This is a genomic window from Spirosoma lituiforme (assembly GCF_054776635.1).
In genome coordinates, this window is sequence record NZ_BAAHBO010000001.1 from 1882176 (window position 1) to 1902632 (window position 20457).

Consider the following 20457-nt stretch of genomic DNA (forward strand, 5'->3'; position numbering starts at 1 on the left):
CAAACGGTTTAACCAAGAACCGGTTCGGCAATTTTGGCGAAGGCCTGCTCGAAATCAGCTTTAATGTCGTCAATATGCTCAATACCCGCCGACACCCGAAGCACACCCGCTTCAACGCCTGCACTCGCCTGCTCCAGTTCGCTTAGCTGTTGGTGCGTGGTAGCAGCCGGGTGGATGATCAACGTTTTTGAGTCGCCAACGTTGGCCAGGTGGCTCACCAATTTCAGGTTGTTCACAAACTGATCGGCGGCTTCGCGGCTTCCTTTTACTTTGAACGAGAAAACACCACCAAAACCGCGCTTCAGGTATTTTTTAGCCAAATCGTGGTACGAGCTGCTTTCCAGACCTGGGTAATTCACGGCTTCGACCTGCTCGTGCTGTTCGAGCCACTGCGCCAGCGCCAGCGCGTTCTGCACGGTACGGTCAACCCGTAACGACAGGGTTTCGACACCCTGCAGCAATAAGAACGAGTTAAACGGACTGATGGCCGGGCCCCAGTCACGCAGCCCCTCAACACGCGCCCGAATGATAAACTGGATATTGCCGAATGGGCCGCCGATGCCGAACACATCGCTGAACACCAGTCCGTGATACCCTTCGGATGGCTCGCTGAACTGCGGAAACTTACCATTACCCCAGTTGTAATTACCGCTGTCAACGATAACGCCCCCGATGCTGGTGCCATGACCACCGATCCACTTCGTCGCCGATTCGACAACCACGGCGGCTCCATGTTCGATAGGGCGAAAAAGATAGCCCCCTGCACCGAATGTGTTGTCTACAATCAGTGGTAGGTCGTGCTCTTTTGCCAGCGCAGCAAACGCGTCGAAATCCGGAATATTGAATCCCGGATTGCCAATCGTTTCGAGGTAAATGGCTTTGGTTTTTCCATCGATCAGGTTGGCAAACGACTCGGGCTTATCGCCATCAGCAAAACGGGCTTCGATACCAAGTCGTTTGAACGAGACCTTGAACTGGTTGTAGGTTCCCCCGTACAGAAACGAAGTCGTCACAAAGTTGTCCCCCGCGCTGAGAATGTTGCTCAGAGCAATGAACTGAGCCGCCTGGCCCGATGCAACCGCCAGAGCCGCCACGCCCCCTTCGAGCGCAGCAATGCGCTTCTCGAATACGTCGGACGTGGGGTTCATGATGCGACTATATATATTACCGAAAGCCTTCAGCGCGAATAAGTCAGCGCCGTGGGCTGAGTCGTTAAAAACAAACGAAGTGGTCTGATAAATAGGCACAGCCCGGGCATTGGTTGTCGGATCGACTTCCTGACCGGCGTGTAACTGGAGTGTATCAAAATGAAGTTCAGCCATGATTTTAGGACTAGTTTGTGGTTTACCCATTGAGGCTCGTGGTAGGCTGGCCGACTAAACGCTGCGTTGCAGCAACGTAGAACGACGAACCGTTACCCATCGGGCTAGTGTTGAACACGACAAACCCTCCCGGTTTTCGTGACGGTGAGTGAAGCGTACCTAGTAAGCCCCGAAGGACATACATTGCTGAAGATAAAGCATGTGTTTTACCGATTTATAGTCCCTAAATAACTTTAGGCAGGAGTTAGCACCTTGCCATGCGGTAGGTTGCCAGCGGTTCACAGAGCCTGATCTCTCCTCGCTTCTTTATAAATCAACGCGCGTCGTAAGTCAGAGAAGTGACGCGTTGCAATTGACTTGATGGCGCAAGTATACTAGCCAAACGGCGTGAATCCAAGTACCATGTCATTTTTCTGCCTGATTAACTTTATTTAATACAGTAAGCTTACCGCTGCTTCATTAAGTCAATTCATTGTTTACTTTTGCAGTAAGAAGTCATCACCAATGAATCAGACGTATCGCTACAATCGAGAAAATGCCACCCGCGTGGCCGGAGTTACGTCCTTGAAAGATGCGATCGGCCAGTTGCTGAAAGCCTACCAGCTTCAAACCCGATTCAACGAAACGTACCTCGAAGCCTTCTGGGGTCGCATGATGGGACCGTCCATTGCCTCCCGTACCAACCGGCTCTACGTTCGGGATCGCAAGCTTTACATTGAAATTGCGTCGGCACCGCTTCGTAATGAGCTGGTTAATGCCAAGCAGAAACTCATTCAACTGGTTAATAAAGACATGGGAACCGAGGTGATCGACGATGTCATTTTCATCTAAATAGCGATCACTCCACATACTCTAAGGGCCGACAGTTCTGAAACTGTCGGCCCTTAGTTGTTTAATTGACGACGCCTGTTGAGAACGCGGCTACCTTATTTTCCCCAGGGATGTATTCAGGCTCAACGTTTCGGCAAACTCCCCCATTGTGCCAAATTGACCAAGGGGTTTCAGGTAGCGCAACAGGTTCTCGACCCGGTCGAGCAATTCGTCCCGCGAATGCCGCCGGACGTACCCAGGAATTTTTTCATAGGCCGACAAATCCGTAAATTCCCACGGGTGAACATACAGATTCAGGAAGCCATCTGATCGCAGGGTTTGGCGGCAAAGCTGTTTATAATAGGCAAACGGAAAATTTTTCAGGCTCAACCAGAACAGGGGCAGGCGCAACGTAGGCGTTACAGAAGCCGGAATTTGCCAGACACCTGATTCCCGAAACGGATGGCGGGGTTCGCCCCAGTGGTTGTAACGACCCGGTAGCCAGGTGGGGTGCAGCGATGAATTATAGGCATAACCAGCCTGGTGCACATCGTCTGGGTCAACAAAGCCCATTCTCGCCCGACGGAACCCTTTTACCGGTTGTTTCAACAGGGCTTCCAGTGCCAGTCGGGACTTTAAAAGATCGGCGGGCTCGAAGGTTGTGTGAAAATAGCCGTGCGACGCGATTTCGTGTTTCTGGGCCAGCGATCGGATCAGCGCGGGCTCGTGAAGGGCGTAATTAGCCGTTGTAAACAGCGTTGTTCGGGCACCAACTGCATCAAATCGCTCGGCCAGCAATGCTAATCCGCGCGTTGAAACGGCCACTTGTTCACACAAAGAAATATCGTGGCCGAATTCAACGGCGGTATCAAATTCTTCTACGTCAACGGTGAATAAAATACTTCCTGAGTTGGGGCTTGCCATGTCGTTACGCTCTCCTCTATCTCGCTCGTATCGCCAATGATGTAAGCCGGTCGGCCTTTGACTTCTACGAACGTTTTGCCCAAATATACACCGATGATCCCAATCATGATGAATTGAACGCCCCCAATCAGCACCATCAATAAGACCAGCGTTGTCCAGCCGGATACGGTTGCGTCCGTAAAATAATGCTCATACAGCGCTTCCGCTCCGAATAAGGCAGCCACAAAAAACATGATAAACCCGAGCAGAACAGACATATACAGTGGCCTCGTTGAGAAGGACGTAATCCCCATGGCGGCCAGTTGCAGCATTTTCCGAAACGAGTATTTGGATCGACCAGCATACCGGGCGGCTGGCTCGTAGAGAATACGGCACTGCCGGAAGCCTACCCAAGATATGGCACCCCGTAAAAACAGATCGTTTTCTTTGAACTGCTTCAGCGTGTTTATCACCTTCCGGTCGAGGAGCCGGAAATCGGCGGCACCATCCTCAATCTGTAGGTTGGAAACGTTACGAAGCAGCTGATAAAAGTATTTGGATGTGGTCCGCTTGAACCACGACAGTTTAGGGTCGGACTGCCGAACGGTGTACACCACCTCATAGCCTTCCCGCCATTTGTCGATAAGCGTTGGAATTAACTCCGGCGGGTGCTGCAGGTCGGCATCGAGGCAGATAACGGCATCCCCACGCGCATTGTCGTAACCTGCGCGCAAAGCCATTTGATGGCCGAAATTCCGGGAAAAAGACAGAAACCGAACAACGGGATACGTATGGCTCAATTGCCGAAGCACATGGCGCGTCTGGTCAGAACTACCATCATCAACAATCAGAATTTCATAGGAAGCGTACTGATTCATAACGGCCATGAGTCGGTGAACCAGTACAGACAAGTTTTCTTCTTCGTTGAAAGCGGGTACGACTAAACTGATCATACCGGAAGGAAATTTCATACTCTAGCGTGTGATTAAGGATCGTTACGGACGAGTGCCTTTATTTTTTCACTAAATTAAGTAGTATTACCTAACTATTCCTAACGACCACTATAAAATTTACATGCAACCTAATATCGGCTTTAGGTGCCGTTCGATAAATATACATAGCGGCAAATTTGATACATCTAAAGGTACCTTTTTTTTCAGGTAGCGGGCTGAACCAGGGAGAGCCGGGCGGCTTCCAGGTCCAATTCCTGTTCCAGCTTTCGCAGTATATCATCATCCAGCAAACTATCCTTGCGCTGCTCGCTCAGCACCGACCGTTCCACGGCCAGCAACTCCAGCTGGAGCCGAATGGCTTGCTGGTAGAGTTCGGCAGGCCGGTCGCCTACATTGTTTGCCCGAAGCATACCATTCAGTTCGTTGATCCGCAGTTCGTACGTGTTCTTCACGTAATTCAGCACATCGTCGTGTACGGACCCGGCCGAGTGGTTAGCCTCCAGGTAGGTGACAACCTGTTGGGCCATTTCACGCCGTAGCTTTCGTTCCTCCAGTTTTTCGTCGACGGATTCACGCACGTTCAATTCATCGATTAATACAGGTAGCGTCAGACCTTGCAAAACCAGAGTGCAGAAAATAACGCCGAAGGTGATGAACAGAATCAGGTCGCGCCCCGGAAACGGCTGTCCGTTGGGCAACGTAAGCGGCAAAGCAAGCGCACCCGCCAGCGACACAACACCCCGCATACCCGCCCAGCTTATTACTGTAACCTGCTGCCAGCTCGGTTTTGTTTCGCGCTGGCGGATGCGCTTACTAAACCAACGGGGCAGGTAGGCCCCCGGGAAAACCCAGACAATTCGGCACACAATGGCCACTGCGCTGATGAGGAGGGCATAATTGAGGGCCTGCGTGAGCGTATAGCCGTTTAACTCCGCCACAATGGTTGGCAGTTGTAACCCAATGAGAATGAACACCAATCCATTGAGCAGAAACACGACCGTTTCCCAAACCGAGTTGGTCTGTAACCGGCTTTGGTACGTAAATACCTGCTCACTACGAACCGATACATAGAGGCCAACCGTTACGACGACCAGCACGCCGGAGATGTGCAGTTCTTCGGCCAGCAGGTAAGAGCCGTATGGAATCAACAGCGTAATAGCGGTATTGGTAACCGTGTCTTTGCTGATTGCTTTATGCACCAGAACAGCTACCCAGCCAAGAACCAGCCCCATTATCACGCTGGCCAGGGCGATGCCGATAAACTGCAGGCTCGCTTTCCATAACACAAACTGGCTGGTCAGGATGGCAATTAATCCGTACCGATAAATGATCAGACTGCTGGCGTCATTGATCAGGCTTTCGCCTTCGAGTACGGTTGTGATTCGCTTGGGTATGTTCAGCCCTTTCGTCACCGATGAAGCGGCAATGGCATCAGGGGGGGCGATGATGGCGCCGAGCAGATAACCCTGGGCCAACGAAAAGCCCGGAATAAACAGGTGAGCGACCAGCGCCACAACGGTGGACGTAAATAGCACCAGCCCAACCGCCAGAAACGACACCGATCGGCTGTAAAGTTTCAGTTCTACATTGTCGATTTGCCAGGCGGCATAGTAGAGCAAAGGGGGTAGAAATACCAGAAAGACGGCATCGGGTGATAGAATTACGGGGGGCAAGCCCGGAATCCAGCCAATAACCAGGCCCGTAATAACGAGCAGAATGGGGTACGATATGCGTAGCCGACGCGCTACGACAGCCAGCAGGGTGGTCAGGCCGAGCAAACCAGTTACGATCTCAATTGGGTGCATACGCAGAGCAGAATTTCAGGTTACGCAGTGAAGAGCAGGTCAAATTTGCAATAACTTTGTTAACTGACCTATCTAACTGGTTGCGCAGCCCGACCGATCCATCATGAATACGGCAAATCAACGTCTTTTCAATCAAACAACTAAAGAAAGCAAATTAGTTGAGCAGGAAGTTCGGCGCGATGATATTGGTTTTGGCACTAAATTAACGGACTCCCGCTCACGACTGATCAATCAGGACGGCACCTTTAATGTTGATCGGATTAATGGCACCTTGTGGGATCGACTCAACATTTATAACCGGCTCATTACCATGGGCTGGCTTCAGTTTTTTAGCTGGCTGCTCGTCTTCTACTTAACGGCCAACACGATTTTTGCCGGTATTTATATGCTGGCCGGGGCCGATACCCTCAAGGCTGCCGAAGAGAAGGAACTCTACGGTCCTTTCTGGAAATGCTTTTTTTTCAGTTCACAAACGCTGACAACCGTCGGTTACGGCCACATTTCGCCGGTTGGTTTCCTCACCAGCGCCATTGCCGCCTTCGAATCCATGATGGGTTTGCTGGCTTTCGCGCTGGCCACGGGCCTGCTGTACGGCCGGTTCTCCCGGCCAATGGCCCACATCCGGTTTTCGAAACAAGCGGTATTTGCTCCGTACCTGGACGTTAATGGACTGATGTTCAGAATTATTAATACCCGGTCCAATCAACTCATCAACCTGGAGGTTTCCGTATCCATGTCCCGCGTGGAGCCTAAACCCGACGGAACGCTGTTTAGAAAGTATTATGCGCTGGGTCTGGAACGGAACAAAGTATCTTTTTTCCCCGCGAACTGGACGGTGGTGCATCCAATTACCGAACAGAGTCCGCTGTTTGGGTGCACGCCCGATGAGCTTGAGCAATCGGATGCGGAATTTCTGGTTACCGTACAGGCACTAGACGATACCTTTATTCAGAATGTTTATACGCGTTTTTCATACCGCTACAACGAAGTAAAATGGGGTCAGAAGTTTCGTCCTATGTTTGATGGCAGCCAGCCAATGCCGATAAAACTTGATTTGGATAAACTCGACGAAACCGAGGCCGCTCCTTTAAATTGAGTCTCGGAATTCGTTAACCCGACTAATATACATACACCTTATCGAGATACCGTAACGTGAATTTACCCCCTTTTCTGTCGCCCGGCGATACCGTTGGCGTAGTGGCTCCAGCCAGTTGGTTTCCGTATGATGAACTTGCCGAAGGCCTGGCTATTTTACGCCATCGCTGGCAGCTTAATGTCATTGAAGGCGATAGTCTGCACGCCGTTGACGGGCCCTTTGCCGGCTCGGACGATCTGCGCCGGGCTGACCTCCAACGCCTTTTCGATGACCCAACGGTGCGGGCCGTATTTGCCGCCCGGGGTGGCTACGGCTGCTACCGTATCGCCGATGGTCTGGATTTATCGGGGTTGCGGGCCAATCCCAAATGGCTCATCGGTTTTAGCGACGTAACCGTATTGCTAAGCTTGTTCTGTAATCACGATCTGGTTAGTATACACGGCCTCATGCCCCGGCAGTTTGGTGACCCTGACCGGGCTGAGTCGTTGGAATCGTTACGGCAATGGCTGTTTGGCCCGCCCCCAGCGCACTACGATGTACCGGCGCATTACCTTAATCGGCCAGGCCAGGCATCGGGCCAGTTAGTGGGCGGTAACCTGACTATGCTGACCAACTCGCTCGGTACGCCAACGGATCTTGATTTCAGCGGTAAGATTCTGTTCATCGAAGATATTGACGAAACGTTTTTTTCGCTGGATCGCATGATGACACAACTCCGTCGGTCCGGGCGGCTGGCGGAGCTGGCAGGACTGGTTGTTGGTCAGTTTACGGATATGCGCGCCAATCTGTCGCTCCCGTTTGGCAAAGACTCGTACGAAATTATTACCGATGCGGTTTCCAGCTATTCGTATCCGGTTCTGTTCGATTTTCCGGCCGGACACGTTGACTATAACCTGGCCATGCCCATCGGCCAGATGGTTAGCCTGGTTGTTCAGGATGAAGGTGCCAGGATCAACTTTTCCGTCTGAGCCGCTATGTCTACTCCCTTTTCCGATGCCGTGATCTGGATTACGGGTGCCTCCTCGGGCATTGGCGAAGCCGTTGCCGTTGAACTGGCCCGTGATAAACAGGTTCGATTGGTGTTGTCGGCCCGGCGGGTCGATGAGTTAGGGCGAGTGGCCAGTCGAACGGGCCTTGCCGAATCGAATGTGCTGGTGTTGCCCATGGACATTGCTGATACCGACAGCTTTTCCGACTGCGTGAGGACGGTACTCGAACGCTTTGGCCGCCTTGATTACGTTTTTCAGAACGCGGGCGTCACACAGCGAAGTACAGTGGCTGACACTGATTTTTCTGTGTATAAACGACTTATGGACATCAACTTCTTTGGCGTAGTAGCGCTCACCAAGGCCGTTCTGCCCATTATGCTGGCACAGGGCAACGGGCATTTCGTGGTAACGAGCAGCGTGGCGGGCAAACTAGGCACCAAACAACGATCGGGTTATTGTGCGAGCAAACACGCGCTTCACGGATTTTTTGATTCACTTCGGGCCGAAACCCACGCGAATGGGCTACGTGTAACGCTGGTTTGCCCCGGTTATATTCAGACGCCCATTTCGATGAATGCCCTAAACGCCAGCGGTCAGAAACACGGTAAAATGGATGAGAATCAGGAGAATGGTATGCCCGCCGGTGAATTCGCGAAGCAGCTTTTACGGGCCGTTCGTCAGGAAAAAGAAGAAGTGTATATAGGCGGAAAAGAAACGTACGGCATTTACCTGAAACGGTTTCTGCCGGGTTTATTGTCGAGACTAGTCCGTAACCGGCAGGAGTCCTGAACAGGTATATCCGATAAACGGGAAAGGGTAAAAAGCGTGCCACGATTCTCAACCGTGGCACGCTTTTTACCCTTTCTAAAAAAGTTCTGTAGCTATTACTTACCGCTAACGGCAACACCTTTGCCTTTGGTCGACTGCTCCATGTAATCGGCGGTTAACCGGCAAAGCGATTTCATACCCAGCACAAAGCAAGCTTCGTCGATCTGAAAATCGGGGGTGTGGTGCGGAGCCGCTTCCTCGACTTTCTTTCCTTTCGTCATGCCACCCAGGAAGTAGAAGAAACCGGGAACCTTCTGCTGGAAAAACGAAAAATCTTCAGCACCCGTCTGGGCCGGTGTCAGCTTCACATTGTTTTTACCCGCTACGGCTTCGAGCGAAGGAGCCATTTGATCCGTTAGTCTGGGATCGTTGTAGGTAACGGGGTACATGATGTTGATTTTCACATCGGCTTTGGCACCCGCACTTTCGGCAATGTTGGTGGCGATTTCATTGATCCGCCGATGCACCAACGTCTGCGCTTCGGGACTGAACGTCCGGATGGTGCCAATCATGTTAGCCTCTTCCGGAATGATGTTCTGCCGAATACCGCTGTGCAATGCCCCTACCGTTACCACAGCCGCGTTATCAGTCAGGACTACGTTCCGGCTAACAATAGTTTGTAACCCCATAACGACTTGAGCCGATGTCACAATCGGGTCGACGCCCGACCAGGGAGCCGCTCCATGTGTTTGCTTTCCTTTGATCTTAATCGCGTACTCATCGACAGCGGCCATAGTTGCCCCCGGACGGTATTTGATCGTACCTACTTCGGTTTGAGAATTAATATGCAGGCCAAAAATGGCATCTACTTTGGGGTTTTCAAGTACGCCTTCTTTCACCATCAGCTTGGCACCCCCTTCTTCGCCAGCCGGTGCCCCTTCTTCGGCCGGTTGAAAAATAAACTTGACGGTACCCCGCAGATCATTCTTAACGGATGCCAACACTTCAGCCGCACCCATGAGCATGGCTACGTGGGTGTCGTGACCGCAGGCATGCATAATACCCGTTTGCTGACCATTGTATTCCGTGTGGGCTTCTGACTTAAACGGCAGATCGACTCGTTCCGTAACGGGCAGGCCATCCATATCGGCCCGCAAGGCAACGACGGGTCCGGGCTTCCCCCCTTTCAGCAGCGCAACTACCCCCGTTTTTCCGACACCTGTTTTCACCTCCATACCAAGCGATTGCAAATGGGCCGCCACTTTAGCCGCCGTCTGAAACTCCCGGTTGCCCAGTTCGGGGTGCTGGTGGAAATCCCGTCGCCAGGCGACCACCTTTTTTTCGAGACTCTCGGCTGTTTTGTCCATCCGGGCATTCAAAGCCGCATTTTGAGCAAATAAAGATGGGGAGGCCAGCAGCCCAAGGCCGATTAAATTGGCACAGATAAACGGTTTTTTCATCAAATTATTCAATTTTGGCTGTATGTACATAAAAGAAATTGAGTTGCAGATTTGAGTGAATAGCCGCGCCAGCCGGTGTGGTAGCGGCACGCCTATGTGTTGACACATAGATCGAAAATGCTTGTTTCATCTAATATGCAGCCATTAAAGATAAATTCCCAGGAATACCTTTTTTTTAACAGCAGTTTCTAAAAAAAATCTCATATGCTTTAATTCTTATAATCTCATCCTGTACCTTTGTTTCCCATTTTACTTTTTTTTACTATTAATTAAATCTTTACTCACTAATGCAGAAAATTATATTCGGAAGCTGGCTGCTTTCGCTATTATTCTGTTTGCCAGCAATAGCGCAGGATATAGCGGTTAGCGGTCGCGTCACTTCATCAGACGACGGCTCTACCCTACCGGGTGTGAGCGTACAAGTAAAAGGAACGACTCGTGGTGCTATTACCGACGCCAACGGGGATTACAAAATCAGCGTACCAGCCAACGCAAGACTCGTGTTTAGCTTTATTGGCTACACCGGTCAGGAGGTTGCGGTGGGGAACAAGACAACCGTTAATGTGAGTCTGGTACCTGGATCGCAGAGCCTCGACGAAATCGTAGTAACAGCTCAGGGTATTGAGCGTGATAAGCGTTCATTAGGGTATGCCACGCAAGAAGTAGGGGGTAATGTGCTGGCCCAACGCTCTGAGCCAAACCTGCTCAACGCCCTCCAGGGAAAAGTAGCCGGTGTTAATATCACGGGGTCCAGTGGTGCACCGGGCGCATCAACAAACATCAACATTCGGGGTATCACGTCGTTCAATGGCAGCAACCAGCCACTGATCGTGGTTGATGGTATCATCTTTAGCAACGACGTTAACGCTACGCAAAACAGTCTATTTGGCACACAGCCGTCTAACCGTCTGGCCGATATCAACCCGGAAAGTATTGAGTCGGTAAACATTCTGAAAGGACCAGCCGCGGCTGTTCTATATGGTTCTCGGGCCTCAGCTGGTGCTATCGTCATTACGACGAAATCGGGTCGTAATCAGAACAACAAAACGGAGGTAACTGTGAATTCATCGTACAACGTACAGGACGTTTACGGCATTCCTAAATTCCAGAACGATTACGGTCAGGGAGCTAACAATCTGCTTACACCTACCTCGAATAACTCCTGGGGGCCTGCGTTTGTAGGTGGTCCAACATCGATGACCAATAACCAAGGGCAGGTTGTACCTTACCAGGCCTATCCAAACAACGTACGGGATTTTTACCGCCAAGGTAGTATTTTGCAAAACTCGGTCAACATTGCCTCGGGTGATGCTACGCGCAATTACATCATCGCCATTGGTAATACGCTTCAGAACGGTATTGTTCAAAACACAAAGTTCAACCGGACAAACGTACAGTTGGGTGGTGAGTCTAAATTACAAAACGGTTTAAAGATCAGCGGTACAGGTACATATGTACAGACGGTATCGCGTGGCGTACCTGGTGGTAACGGTGCTAGTGCCTTTGGACAAATTACCCGGATTCCACGTAGTTACGATTTGGCCAATGAGCCATACCAGGGCGCTGACGGAAAAAGTATTTACTTCACCCCGTCTACCAACAATCCACAATGGAGTGTTAATAACGAACGCCTTGATAGCCAAGTCGACCGTTTCTTCGGTAACTTTCAGTTGAGTTATGACATCACCAAATGGTTGAACGTAGCCTACCGCGTTACAGGCGACACCTATACCGATCGTCGTAAACTGATATTGCCAATTGGCTCCGGTCGGGCTCCGCTAGGCCAGGTGCAACAAGATAACTTCTTCCGGAACGAGCTAAACGGCGACTTATTGATCACAGCTCGCAAAGACAATTTATTCCTAGAAGGTCTGAACGCAAACCTGTTGTTAGGCAATAACATCAACCAACGGAAAACGCAGGAATCAGCAGCCGATGCCACCTCCCTTACGCTTCCTGGCTTCTATAATGTCAACAGCGGTACCGTATTTACTGGTACTTTTGAGAGCTCTACCCTGCGCCGTTTGGTGGGTTATTACGGACAGTTGTCGTTGAATTACAACAACTACTTGTTTCTCGAACTGTCGGGACGTGCTGACCAATCGTCTACGTTGCCAAAAGCAAACAACACCTATTTCTATCCGGCAGCCTCAGTTAGCTTTGTTCCTACCGATGCTTTCAAGATCAACTCTGACGTGCTTTCATACGCAAAAGTTCGGGCAAGTATAGCTAAAGTTGGTCGTGATGCAGATCCATACCTGTTAAGCACCGTTTATAACAAAAGCGGCTATGGGAACAACGTAGCCAATATTGTTTATCCATTGGCACCGAACAACACACCTGGTTTTAGTATCGATACGCGGATTGGCAGCAACACCCTCAAACCCGAATTTGTCACCTCTTACGAAGTAGGGATAAACCTTGGCTTTTTCAAGAATCGGTTGAGCATTGATGCTACATATTTTGATTCGAGAAGTACCCAACAGATTTTCAACGTAGCGGTATCGAATTCATCGGGTTACGATACACGAACCACGAACGTTGGTGAATTACAAAACCGGGGCGTTGAACTGGTACTGAACGCAACGCCAGTTCGGGTTGGTGGTTTCAAGTGGGATGCTACGCTGAACTACACGCTGATACGGAACAAAGTAATTTCCATTGCACCGGGCGTAATTTCGTCAAATATTGCGGGGAATTCCTTTGTCGGTATTGCTCCGTCAATCTACGAAGGACAGCCGTACGGTGTGATTGTCAGCACGGGCAATGCACGGGTTCAAAACACAAATCCGAGTGGTTTGTACTATGATGCAACTGGTCAGTATGCAGGTCAATATCTCGTAAATGGATCAACGGGACAATTTGCGCCAGGTATTGCCAACTCAGTCATTTCTACCCCACAACCAAATTATATCGCGGGCTTAACAAATACATTCTCGTACAAAGGTGTCGCCCTGTCAATTTTGGTTGATACCCGGCAAGGCGGTCAGGTTTTCTCCTTCAATGCCGTTGATGCACGCCAGAATGGTTCGTTGTACGTGACGGGACTTGATCGTGATCAGCCTCGTATTTTGCCCGGTGTTATTCAAAACTCGGATGGTACATTCCGGCCAAACAACATTCAGTTACCCGCTCAAACCTATTGGAGTGCCCTGGGTGGTTTAGCTTCAGAAGCTGCGGTGTATGACGCTACGGTTTATCGTCTGCGCGAGGTTGCACTGAACTACAGCCTACCGAAAAACCTGTTGGGCAAAACCCCGTTTGGTGGTATTTCTGTAGGGGTTAGCGGACGTAACCTCTTCTATTATGCACCAAACTTCCCGGCCGACCCTGAAGTGAATACGCAGGGGGCTGGTAACATTCAGGGTCTTGACCTGAACGGACCGCCTAACACACGCAACTTCGGCGGTAACATTCGGCTTACGTTCTAATCATTTAACTCATTCGATTTACTCATGAAATTTATAATTCCAAAAAGCTTTTTACTTGCCTCTTTCTTTCTTGGGATGGGTGCCTGTAGTAGCTATTTAGATGTTAACGTAAGCCCTAATAACCCAACGAGCGTTACGCCAGCAGTGCTATTGGCGGGGGCCGAAGGAGGCAGTGCATTTGCGAATGCCAACGAACTGAACCGGTTTTCTTCTGTTCTGGTACAGCAACTGGCAGGAGCGGCTAACAGTCCGGCTAACTATGATATATACATAACGAACGGTGCTGACTTTGCCAACCAGTGGAACGGCGAACTATATAACGGTCCATTGATCAATTACCAGAAGCTGATTGAACTGGGCGATGCAACTAACTCGAAGGCATATTCGGGTATTGCCAAAATCATGAAGGCCTACACCTTCAGCATTGCTACCGACGTGTGGGGCAATGTACCTTATTCGCAGGCCTTACAAGGCGAAACCAATACGACGCCCCGCCTGGATAATCAGGAGGACATCTATAAGGGTAATTCGGCGCTGGGTATTCAAAGCCTGTTTGATCTGGTTCGCGAAGGCATCAAAGACCTCGATGCAACGTCGACACTCAAGCCAGCGGGTGATGATATCATTTATGGTGGCAACTTAACAAAATGGAAACAAGCCGGGAATACATTACTGCTGAAGTTTGCGTCTACCATTAGCCGTAAAGAACCAGCTCTGGCAGCGAGTGTAATTAATGAAGTGTTAACGGGAGGCAATTACATTACCTCAAACAGCAATGACCTGAACTTTACATTTGGTTCGAGTGTCGGTAGCCAGGACCCCCGCTACACGTATTCGTTCGTCAGCTCGTTTATGAATGATCTGATTCTAAGTACCCGTTATCTGAATTTGCTCACGGCGTTGAACGATCCCCGGCTTCCTATTTTCTTTACCAAGCCAGGCACAAACTACGTGACCATCGATAATGGCTTCCGGGGTACATTGCCAACACCCGTAGCCAACTGGTCTCGCTACAACAAGTACGTAACCGGCAACAGCGGTGAAGGCCCGGTTCGGTTAGTTACTAATTTCCAGCGGGCGTTTATTTTAGCCGAAGCAGCCTTACGTTTGGGTACGCCCGGCGACCCACAAACGTTGTACACGGAAGGTATCAGAGCATCGATGACGTTAGCCGGTTTGACTACTGATCAGATCAATACCTATCTGACAGCAAACCCAACTGTGGCAACGCTCTCGGGAACAACGGAGCAAAAAATTGCGCAGATCATCACCCAAAAATACATTGCGTTTACGGGCAATGGTCTGGAATGCTGGAACGATTTCCGTCGGACGGGATACCCAGCTCTGCAACCGGCGCAGAATGCAGCTGGCTTTAATGGCACTCGGCCGGTTCGGGCGGTATACGTTAGCAACGAGCTTCAGCGAAACCCTAATTTCCCCAACCCGTTTCCACAGATAAACGAACTCGTCTGGTGGGATGTCGACTAATCATTTACGACTTTAAACACGCATAAGTGCATGAAAAATACATTTTTAACTATTTTGTTGCTCGCCCTACTGGCGGGTGGCAGTTTCTCCTGCAAGGACGACCTCGTTTATAGCGATCTCGTTCGTGATAATCGTCCGGCCATTCCGGTAACGTTTCCCGGAGCCACAACGTATGGTTTCAATCCATTTATCACTAGCTCGATAGCCGCTGGTGGTAATATCCAGTTTACGCTGTCAATACCCTCGACAAGTGGACGTACGATTAAGGAGATCACCAAAATTGTTGGCGGGGCTACTGGTATAAATGTTGCGACGCTGAATGCTGCCACCACCACAACCGCTTACAATACGGCTCCAATTGCCGGTTCGGGTACAACAGCTGTGTTTACAACAACGCTAGCTGCTTTCAAAGCTAAATACCCAACCGTGTCGATCGTCCCAGCTACACAGGCGAACACATTCACAGAAATTCAGTTTCTGTTCCTGGTTACGCTGGATGATGGAACACAAATCGTTCCTGAGCCTGTTCGGGTACGTATTGTTGCGTAATCAATGGTGCATTTGCATAAAAAACGCCTTCCGAATAACCGGAAGGCGTTTTTGTTTATACGGATAGGTGTCAAACAACGAGAGCTGTTACAGGTTTCCGCTTAAGTAAAAATCAATTTTACGCAGGCAACCCCCACCCCAAACGCCAGCATATACCGAAGCGTTGGTACGTTGAATCGGTGACTGCCCAGATAGCCCCCCAGAATACCCCCGGTAAAGGCGACTCCGATCCAGCCATAAAGCACGGGGTCGGGTGAGTATCCTTTGCTTAACAGCCCAAACAAGCCCGAGAGTGAGTTAACAAAAATAAACAAAGCCGACGTTGCAGCTACTTCTTTCAGCCGCGCCCACCGGAACAGGAGCATCAGCGGACTCAGTATGATGCCGCCACCGATACCGATCATGCCAGACAAGAGCCCAATGATGCCCCCCGTTAGCAGTCCCCCCGCCAAGGGGATGGGCCGCGCTTGCTCTTCCTTTCCCCGCACTGTCCAGAGCAGCCGAACCACAACCAGCAGCAGGCAAACAGCCAGTAATTGCCGGTACAGCGTATCGCTGAGCGGAATGCGGGCACCCAGAAAAGCGAGGGGAATGCTCGCGATGGCGAAGGGCCAGAACGTGTTCCATCGGAAATGACCAGCCCGGTAGAACTGTATAAACGAAATGGTTGACACAAATAAATTTAAAATCAGCGCCGACGGTTTAGCCATAGCCGGAGCGATACCGAACAGGGCCATGGTAGCCAAATAACCGCTGGCTCCCCCGTGTCCTACCGAGGCATAGACAAATCCAACAACGAACAGACCCAGTAGAAAAGCAAAGGAATAGTCCATACAATGTAAGCTTCTAAATAAATTGATGCAGACGACTAAGGCCACCGTACCGTTAGTACTATTACTAAAGCGTTATTTTCGACGAAAGTTAACGGAATCAAGTATGAATTCACCCAAAGTTCATTTGTTCGCAGCTTATTTCCTGATTGGGCTGTTTTCAGTCGCTCGGGCGCAGTTGCCGGTTCGGGGCACAAGCTGGAGGGGCGTATGGCCGGCACCAACGGCGAGACAGGTTACGATACTGTTTCAGCGGGATACGTTGCTTATCAAATCGGAAGGGCCATCAGCCGTATCTGAAATTTTACGGTACCAGCAGACCGGCGATACGCTTCTGGTACAGAAGCTCACGGGACAAAGTCCCTGTACTAATACCGGAACGGGCCTTTACAGACTTATTTACAGCAATAACGGAGAAAACGTATCCCTGCAGGTTATATCGGATGATTGCCCGCAACGGCAGCACTACCTTACTCCAGGCGCTTCATTTATCCGCCAGCGTTCTTCTCTAAACCAGCCCCCGCGCAACTGGCCTTACCTCGACCCAACCACCGATTCGGTCGCGGGGATTAGTTTGTATCGGGCGTATGAGTTGTTAAAAAATCGGGCGTCGGTGCCGGTTACTGTGGGTGTGCTGGATTCGGGTGTTGACATTACTCATGAAGATTTGCGCGATGTGATCTGGGTGAATCCTAAAGAACAACCAAACAATCAGCTTGACGACGATAAAAATGGCTACACCGACGACCTGAATGGCTGGAATTTCATGGGCGCCAAAGATGGCACGACCTACGAATACGATCAGCCCGAAATTACCCAGACGTACCTTTTGCTCAAAACTAAATACGACAAAGCAGACCCCGCCACGTTGAGCCCCTCGGAGAAACGACAATACAGTACCTACCAAACGGCGAAAAAACAGTTTCTGAGCCATTATACCGCCGATCAGCCTAAGCGCAAAGCCTTTGCCGACACCGTAACCTTCTGGACGGTGGCACGCCAGATTCAGGCCAGCTTACCCGATGCGACCACCTCGAAGGCAGCTATTCGTCAAGTTGATCTGGGAACGGATTCTGTAGCGATTGCGGTCCGAACCATTCTGGCCGATGGGTATTTTCCTCAGTATGGCTCGTTTTCCTACTACATGACCTTGGTTCGCCGGAACTGGGCACGGTTTCGGCAGATCATGGGTGGCGAAGCCCTGATTGCCTACAACCCGGATTATAACGCACGCACATCCGTCGGTGACAATCCCCGCGATCCCACCGAACGCTACTACGGAAGCCCTCGGATGATTATCGGCGAATCGCAGCAACTGGCGATGCATGGGAGTCACGTAGCCGGTATTATTGCGGCCAAACGGGGTAATGGTCGGGGCATAGATGGCGTGGCCGACAATGTCCGAATTATGCCCGTTTCTGTAGTGCCCGCCAATGGCGATGAGCGCGATAAAGATGTAGCCAATGGTATTCGGTACGCCGTTGAGAACGGGGCCAAAGTGATCAACATGAGTTTCGGCAAGCGGTTATCTCCTTTCAAGGAACAGATGGATGCCGCCATCCAATTCGCCGAAGAACACGATGTGCTGATTGTGCATGCCGCGGGCAACAATGGCGAGAATTACGATTCCCTTCCGGCCTACCCATCGGCGCAATACGAAAATGGCAGGATAGCTCAGAACGTTCTGGTTGTCGGGAATAGCACGTGGCGCATTGATGAGGGATTGCCTAGTCGGTTGTCGAATTACGGCCCGCAAACCGTTGATGTTTTCGCGCCCGGCACCGAGATTTTGTCGACGCTTCCCCATAACGAATACGCCAGCTTTTCGGGAACCAGCATGGCAGCTCCCATGACGGCAGGGGTGGCCGCGCTGTTACGATCTTACTTTCCAAAATTGACGGCGGTGCAAACCAAGGATATACTCCTCAGAAGCAGTTACAAGCCGGATGTGCAGGTGCGGAAACCGGGTAGAGCAGGCCAGATGACAGCCTTTAAAAAGTTGAGCCGGTCGGGTGGGTTGCTGAACGCGTACGAAGCGGTGAAACTGGCTCTGCTGGAATCAGCTGGCGTTCCGGCAAAAGCCTCGAAATTAAAACGAAAGAATTAATCAACTAGCCCCGAGGTTCGTGAAGACACAAACCTCGGGGCTAGTCATTAACCGCTTAAATTACCAAGTTGCCTCCTGCTTGTCGTGCCAGAATTTTCCGGTTTCAGACTGGGGGGCATCGGTTGCCAGCCACACGATTGTTTCGGCACCTTTTTCGACAGGCCGGTTCGCGCCCGACCCGCCCATATCGGTTTGTACCCAACCCGGATCCACGCAGTTAACAGCAATATTATGCTCTTTCAGAGCACCGGCAAACTGCTTCGTTACGGCATTGAGCGCTGTTTTAGAAATACTGTAGGCGGGCGCGTACGTACCCATGTTAGCCAATGAACTGACTCCGCTCGACACATTGATGACCCGGGCGCCATCCTGACTTTTCTGCAAAGATTCCAGAAAGTACTGCGTCACCATGATTGGACCGGACACGTTGGTTTTCAGGGTCCGGTCCAGCATTTCCGGGTTCAGGTCAAGAATATTTTCACCATGATCTTCCAATACAGCGGCATTGTTAATCAGCACATCCAGATGATCGGCCTTTTGCGACAACGTACCACAGGCTGTACGAATACTAACAGGGTCCGTTACATCAAGCTGAATGAAGCTTACCTCATAGCCGCTCCCGCAAAGTTCTTCGGCAGCTTCCCGCCCTTTTGCTATATCGCGGGCACCGATAAAGACGGCAAATCCGCGCTGGGCCAACTGCCGGGCAATTTCCTTTCCGATTCCCTTATTCGCTCCCGTGACAAGGGCCGTTCGTTGATGTTCCGTTTTCATATTTACTTATTTACTACGTTCTATTTACTCCACTCCCGGCTAAAATGTTTGCAAAAAATAACCGTACCCTCAAAGAGAATAACCGTCACCTAAGTGCTGTTATATAAATTAGTAGCTTAGCAGTTAGTCTTACGCAATCACAATTAATTTTTAACGACCTGTTTAATGAAATCGCTCCTTTCATTTTTGGCACTTACGCTTCTGCCTATTGGCTTATCTGTAGCGCAGAGTAGATCAACAACGCCAACCAGTACAACCACATCGGGCAGTACAAACCGCCTGCAGGATCTGTACGATGAGCATCATGGCATTACCAAGAAGAGACCGGGTGCAGCGGGTGCGCCTTCTGATAAGCCTGTCTATACCCAACCCGACCGGAACACTACGGATCAGTCCACAGCGGGCATAGAGCAGCCCAACCGGGAATCTATCAACGGCAGTCTATCCCGCACGCGAATTGGTGTTCGGGGTGGCGTAACCTATCCATTCTTTCTGGAAAAACCAGCCGGAATTGACCCAGTTCCTGGTTTCGTCGGTGGAATCACGTTCAACTTTGGTTCAGGGAAAGTATCGTTCCAGCCGGAGGTCAATTATACGCGTAATAGTCAAAACCTGGTGTTACCCGGCTTCACCACAAGGTATGCCGCCGATGCGCTGGAAGTGCCCTTATTTCTGAAGCTCTCTTCAGGAACTTATGCAGGAAACCGCTTCTTTGTGAACGTAGGGCCTTATGCCAGCTACGCCATGAGCGCCAGTGAGGATGGCAAGAAGGTTTCGCTCAGTGGCGATAAGGGGCGTTTCGGTTTTGGTGCAGCAGCCGGTGTCGGAGCAGCCATCAAAGCGGGTCCGGGGCACGTTACGATTGAAGTTAGAGGCCTGTATCCGTTGGGCAACACCAACGGCGGATTCAGTACCGATTCGAAAACAATTTTTGGCCAGGGAACACTTGGCTACATAGTCCCCCTGGGTGGTCGATAACCAGCGGGAGTACCGATTTGCCGACATCTGGCCAATAAACTGATGCCTGGTAAAACCCGATCCCGTACAACTTCTATACGATTTTCCAGGATTACAATCCGGCCCGACAGCCCCCCGAACAGTTAGCCAATTGTTCGGGGGGCTGTCTTTTTTTGCCTTTATGCTGACTCCTGTATTTCATTCTGTTCCAGGTC

Annotated in this window: 16 protein-coding genes and 1 riboswitch; of the genes, 9 read left to right on the plus strand and 7 right to left on the minus strand. The window is 50.7% G+C overall.

All coding sequences use genetic code 11. The features are described from left to right. Positions 1 to 8 precede the first annotated feature (8 nt). Positions 9 to 1322, minus strand: a complete 1314-nt coding sequence (locus ACYU87_RS07980; protein WP_461133499.1) for an O-acetylhomoserine aminocarboxypropyltransferase/cysteine synthase family protein — start codon at positions 1320 to 1322, stop codon at positions 9 to 11. A 211-nt stretch (positions 1323 to 1533) separates the two neighbouring features. Then, a riboswitch (SAM riboswitch) is annotated at positions 1534 to 1637 on the minus strand. 189 nt (positions 1638 to 1826) lie between these two features. Here ACYU87_RS07980 and ACYU87_RS07985 point away from each other — a divergent pair. Further along, positions 1827 to 2153 (plus strand): DciA family protein, encoded by a 327-nt coding sequence (locus tag ACYU87_RS07985; protein ID WP_046375863.1) that lies wholly within the window; start codon positions 1827 to 1829, stop codon positions 2151 to 2153. Between the two features lie 90 nt (positions 2154 to 2243). Here the strand turns inward: ACYU87_RS07985 and ACYU87_RS07990 are convergent, their stop codons facing one another. The 3 genes from ACYU87_RS07990 to ACYU87_RS08000 form a co-directional block, all read right to left on the minus strand. Further along, positions 2244 to 3056 (minus strand): polysaccharide deacetylase family protein, encoded by an 813-nt coding sequence (locus ACYU87_RS07990; RefSeq protein ID WP_461133500.1) that lies wholly within the window; start codon positions 3054 to 3056, stop codon positions 2244 to 2246. Beyond that, positions 3011 to 4006: a glycosyltransferase family 2 protein gene (locus ACYU87_RS07995; protein ID WP_461133501.1), complete on the minus strand. Its 996-nt coding sequence runs from the start codon at positions 4004 to 4006 to the stop codon at positions 3011 to 3013. Before ACYU87_RS07995 ends, ACYU87_RS07990 begins: the two co-directional genes overlap by 46 nt. Before the next feature lie 185 nt (positions 4007 to 4191). Beyond that, positions 4192 to 5793 (minus strand): Na+/H+ antiporter, encoded by a 1602-nt coding sequence (locus tag ACYU87_RS08000; protein WP_461133502.1) that lies wholly within the window; start codon positions 5791 to 5793, stop codon positions 4192 to 4194. Between the two features lie 103 nt (positions 5794 to 5896). Between ACYU87_RS08000 and ACYU87_RS08005 the strand changes: the two genes are divergently transcribed. From ACYU87_RS08005 to ACYU87_RS08015, 3 genes are read left to right on the plus strand one after another with little or no spacing between them, the layout of a single operon-like run. Then, positions 5897 to 6889, plus strand: coding sequence for an ion channel (locus ACYU87_RS08005; RefSeq protein WP_461133503.1), 993 nt, complete (start codon positions 5897 to 5899; stop codon positions 6887 to 6889). A gap of 56 nt (positions 6890 to 6945) precedes the next feature. Then, positions 6946 to 7857 (plus strand): S66 peptidase family protein, encoded by a 912-nt coding sequence (locus tag ACYU87_RS08010; protein WP_461133504.1) that lies wholly within the window; start codon positions 6946 to 6948, stop codon positions 7855 to 7857. Between the two features lie 6 nt (positions 7858 to 7863). Then, positions 7864 to 8667, plus strand: coding sequence for an SDR family oxidoreductase (locus tag ACYU87_RS08015; RefSeq protein ID WP_461133505.1), 804 nt, complete (start codon positions 7864 to 7866; stop codon positions 8665 to 8667). 95 nt (positions 8668 to 8762) lie between these two features. Here the strand turns inward: ACYU87_RS08015 and ACYU87_RS08020 are convergent, their stop codons facing one another. Next, a complete protein-coding gene (locus ACYU87_RS08020) occupies positions 8763 to 10106 on the minus strand; it encodes an amidohydrolase (RefSeq protein WP_461133506.1) in 1344 nt (447 codons plus the stop codon). A 287-nt stretch (positions 10107 to 10393) separates the two neighbouring features. Between ACYU87_RS08020 and ACYU87_RS08025 the strand changes: the two genes are divergently transcribed. The 3 genes from ACYU87_RS08025 to ACYU87_RS08035 are packed head-to-tail and all read left to right on the plus strand — an operon-like array spanning position 10394 to position 15574. Further along, the gene (locus tag ACYU87_RS08025) at positions 10394 to 13537 is read left to right on the plus strand and encodes a SusC/RagA family TonB-linked outer membrane protein (RefSeq protein WP_461133507.1); all 3144 of its coding nucleotides are present in this window, start codon (positions 10394 to 10396) and stop codon (positions 13535 to 13537) included. Positions 13538 to 13561: 24 nt separating this feature from the next. Further along, on the plus strand, positions 13562 to 15025 hold the full coding sequence (locus ACYU87_RS08030; RefSeq protein ID WP_461133508.1) for a SusD/RagB family nutrient-binding outer membrane lipoprotein: 1464 nt from the start codon (positions 13562 to 13564) through the stop codon (positions 15023 to 15025). A gap of 30 nt (positions 15026 to 15055) precedes the next feature. Beyond that, complete coding sequence (locus tag ACYU87_RS08035) at positions 15056 to 15574, plus strand: hypothetical protein (RefSeq protein ID WP_461133509.1); 519 nt, start codon at positions 15056 to 15058, stop codon at positions 15572 to 15574. A gap of 101 nt (positions 15575 to 15675) precedes the next feature. Here ACYU87_RS08035 and ACYU87_RS08040 read toward each other — a convergent pair whose 3' ends face one another. Further along, on the minus strand, positions 15676 to 16407 hold the full coding sequence (locus ACYU87_RS08040) for a sulfite exporter TauE/SafE family protein (RefSeq protein ID WP_461133510.1): 732 nt from the start codon (positions 16405 to 16407) through the stop codon (positions 15676 to 15678). 103 nt (positions 16408 to 16510) lie between these two features. Here ACYU87_RS08040 and ACYU87_RS08045 point away from each other — a divergent pair, with 103 nt between their 5' ends. Further along, positions 16511 to 18511: a S8 family peptidase gene (locus tag ACYU87_RS08045; protein WP_461133511.1), complete on the plus strand. Its 2001-nt coding sequence runs from the start codon at positions 16511 to 16513 to the stop codon at positions 18509 to 18511. A gap of 60 nt (positions 18512 to 18571) precedes the next feature. On the opposite strand, the gene ACYU87_RS08050 is transcribed toward ACYU87_RS08045, so the two are convergent. Further along, the gene (locus ACYU87_RS08050) at positions 18572 to 19285 is read right to left on the minus strand and encodes an SDR family oxidoreductase (protein ID WP_461133512.1); all 714 of its coding nucleotides are present in this window, start codon (positions 19283 to 19285) and stop codon (positions 18572 to 18574) included. Between the two features lie 165 nt (positions 19286 to 19450). Here ACYU87_RS08050 and ACYU87_RS08055 point away from each other — a divergent pair, with 165 nt between their 5' ends. Then, positions 19451 to 20263 (plus strand): outer membrane beta-barrel protein, encoded by an 813-nt coding sequence (locus ACYU87_RS08055; RefSeq protein ID WP_461133513.1) that lies wholly within the window; start codon positions 19451 to 19453, stop codon positions 20261 to 20263. Positions 20264 to 20457 lie beyond the last annotated feature (194 nt).

Bases quoted from the DNA above. Each gene is read 5' to 3' on its own strand.
- ACYU87_RS08050 (WP_461133512.1), bottom strand. From the start codon at position 19,285: ATGAAAACGGAACATCAACGAACGGCCCTTGTCACGGGAGCGAATAAG.
- ACYU87_RS08035 (WP_461133509.1), top strand. From the start codon at position 15,056: ATGAAAAATACATTTTTAACTATTTTGTTGCTCGCCCTACTGGCGGGT.
- ACYU87_RS08040 (WP_461133510.1), bottom strand. From the start codon at position 16,407: ATGGACTATTCCTTTGCTTTTCTACTGGGTCTGTTCGTTGTTGGATTT.
- ACYU87_RS07985 (WP_046375863.1), top strand. From the start codon at position 1,827: ATGAATCAGACGTATCGCTACAATCGAGAAAATGCCACCCGCGTGGCC.
- ACYU87_RS08015 (WP_461133505.1), top strand. From the start codon at position 7,864: ATGTCTACTCCCTTTTCCGATGCCGTGATCTGGATTACGGGTGCCTCC.
- ACYU87_RS07990 (WP_461133500.1), bottom strand. From the start codon at position 3,056: ATGGCAAGCCCCAACTCAGGAAGTATTTTATTCACCGTTGACGTAGAA.
- ACYU87_RS08000 (WP_461133502.1), bottom strand. From the start codon at position 5,793: ATGCACCCAATTGAGATCGTAACTGGTTTGCTCGGCCTGACCACCCTG.
- ACYU87_RS08020 (WP_461133506.1), bottom strand. From the start codon at position 10,106: ATGAAAAAACCGTTTATCTGTGCCAATTTAATCGGCCTTGGGCTGCTG.
- ACYU87_RS07995 (WP_461133501.1), bottom strand. From the start codon at position 4,006: ATGAAATTTCCTTCCGGTATGATCAGTTTAGTCGTACCCGCTTTCAAC.
- ACYU87_RS08025 (WP_461133507.1), top strand. From the start codon at position 10,394: ATGCAGAAAATTATATTCGGAAGCTGGCTGCTTTCGCTATTATTCTGT.
- ACYU87_RS08005 (WP_461133503.1), top strand. From the start codon at position 5,897: ATGAATACGGCAAATCAACGTCTTTTCAATCAAACAACTAAAGAAAGC.
- ACYU87_RS07980 (WP_461133499.1), bottom strand. From the start codon at position 1,322: ATGGCTGAACTTCATTTTGATACACTCCAGTTACACGCCGGTCAGGAA.
- ACYU87_RS08055 (WP_461133513.1), top strand. From the start codon at position 19,451: ATGAAATCGCTCCTTTCATTTTTGGCACTTACGCTTCTGCCTATTGGC.
- ACYU87_RS08030 (WP_461133508.1), top strand. From the start codon at position 13,562: ATGAAATTTATAATTCCAAAAAGCTTTTTACTTGCCTCTTTCTTTCTT.
- ACYU87_RS08045 (WP_461133511.1), top strand. From the start codon at position 16,511: ATGAATTCACCCAAAGTTCATTTGTTCGCAGCTTATTTCCTGATTGGG.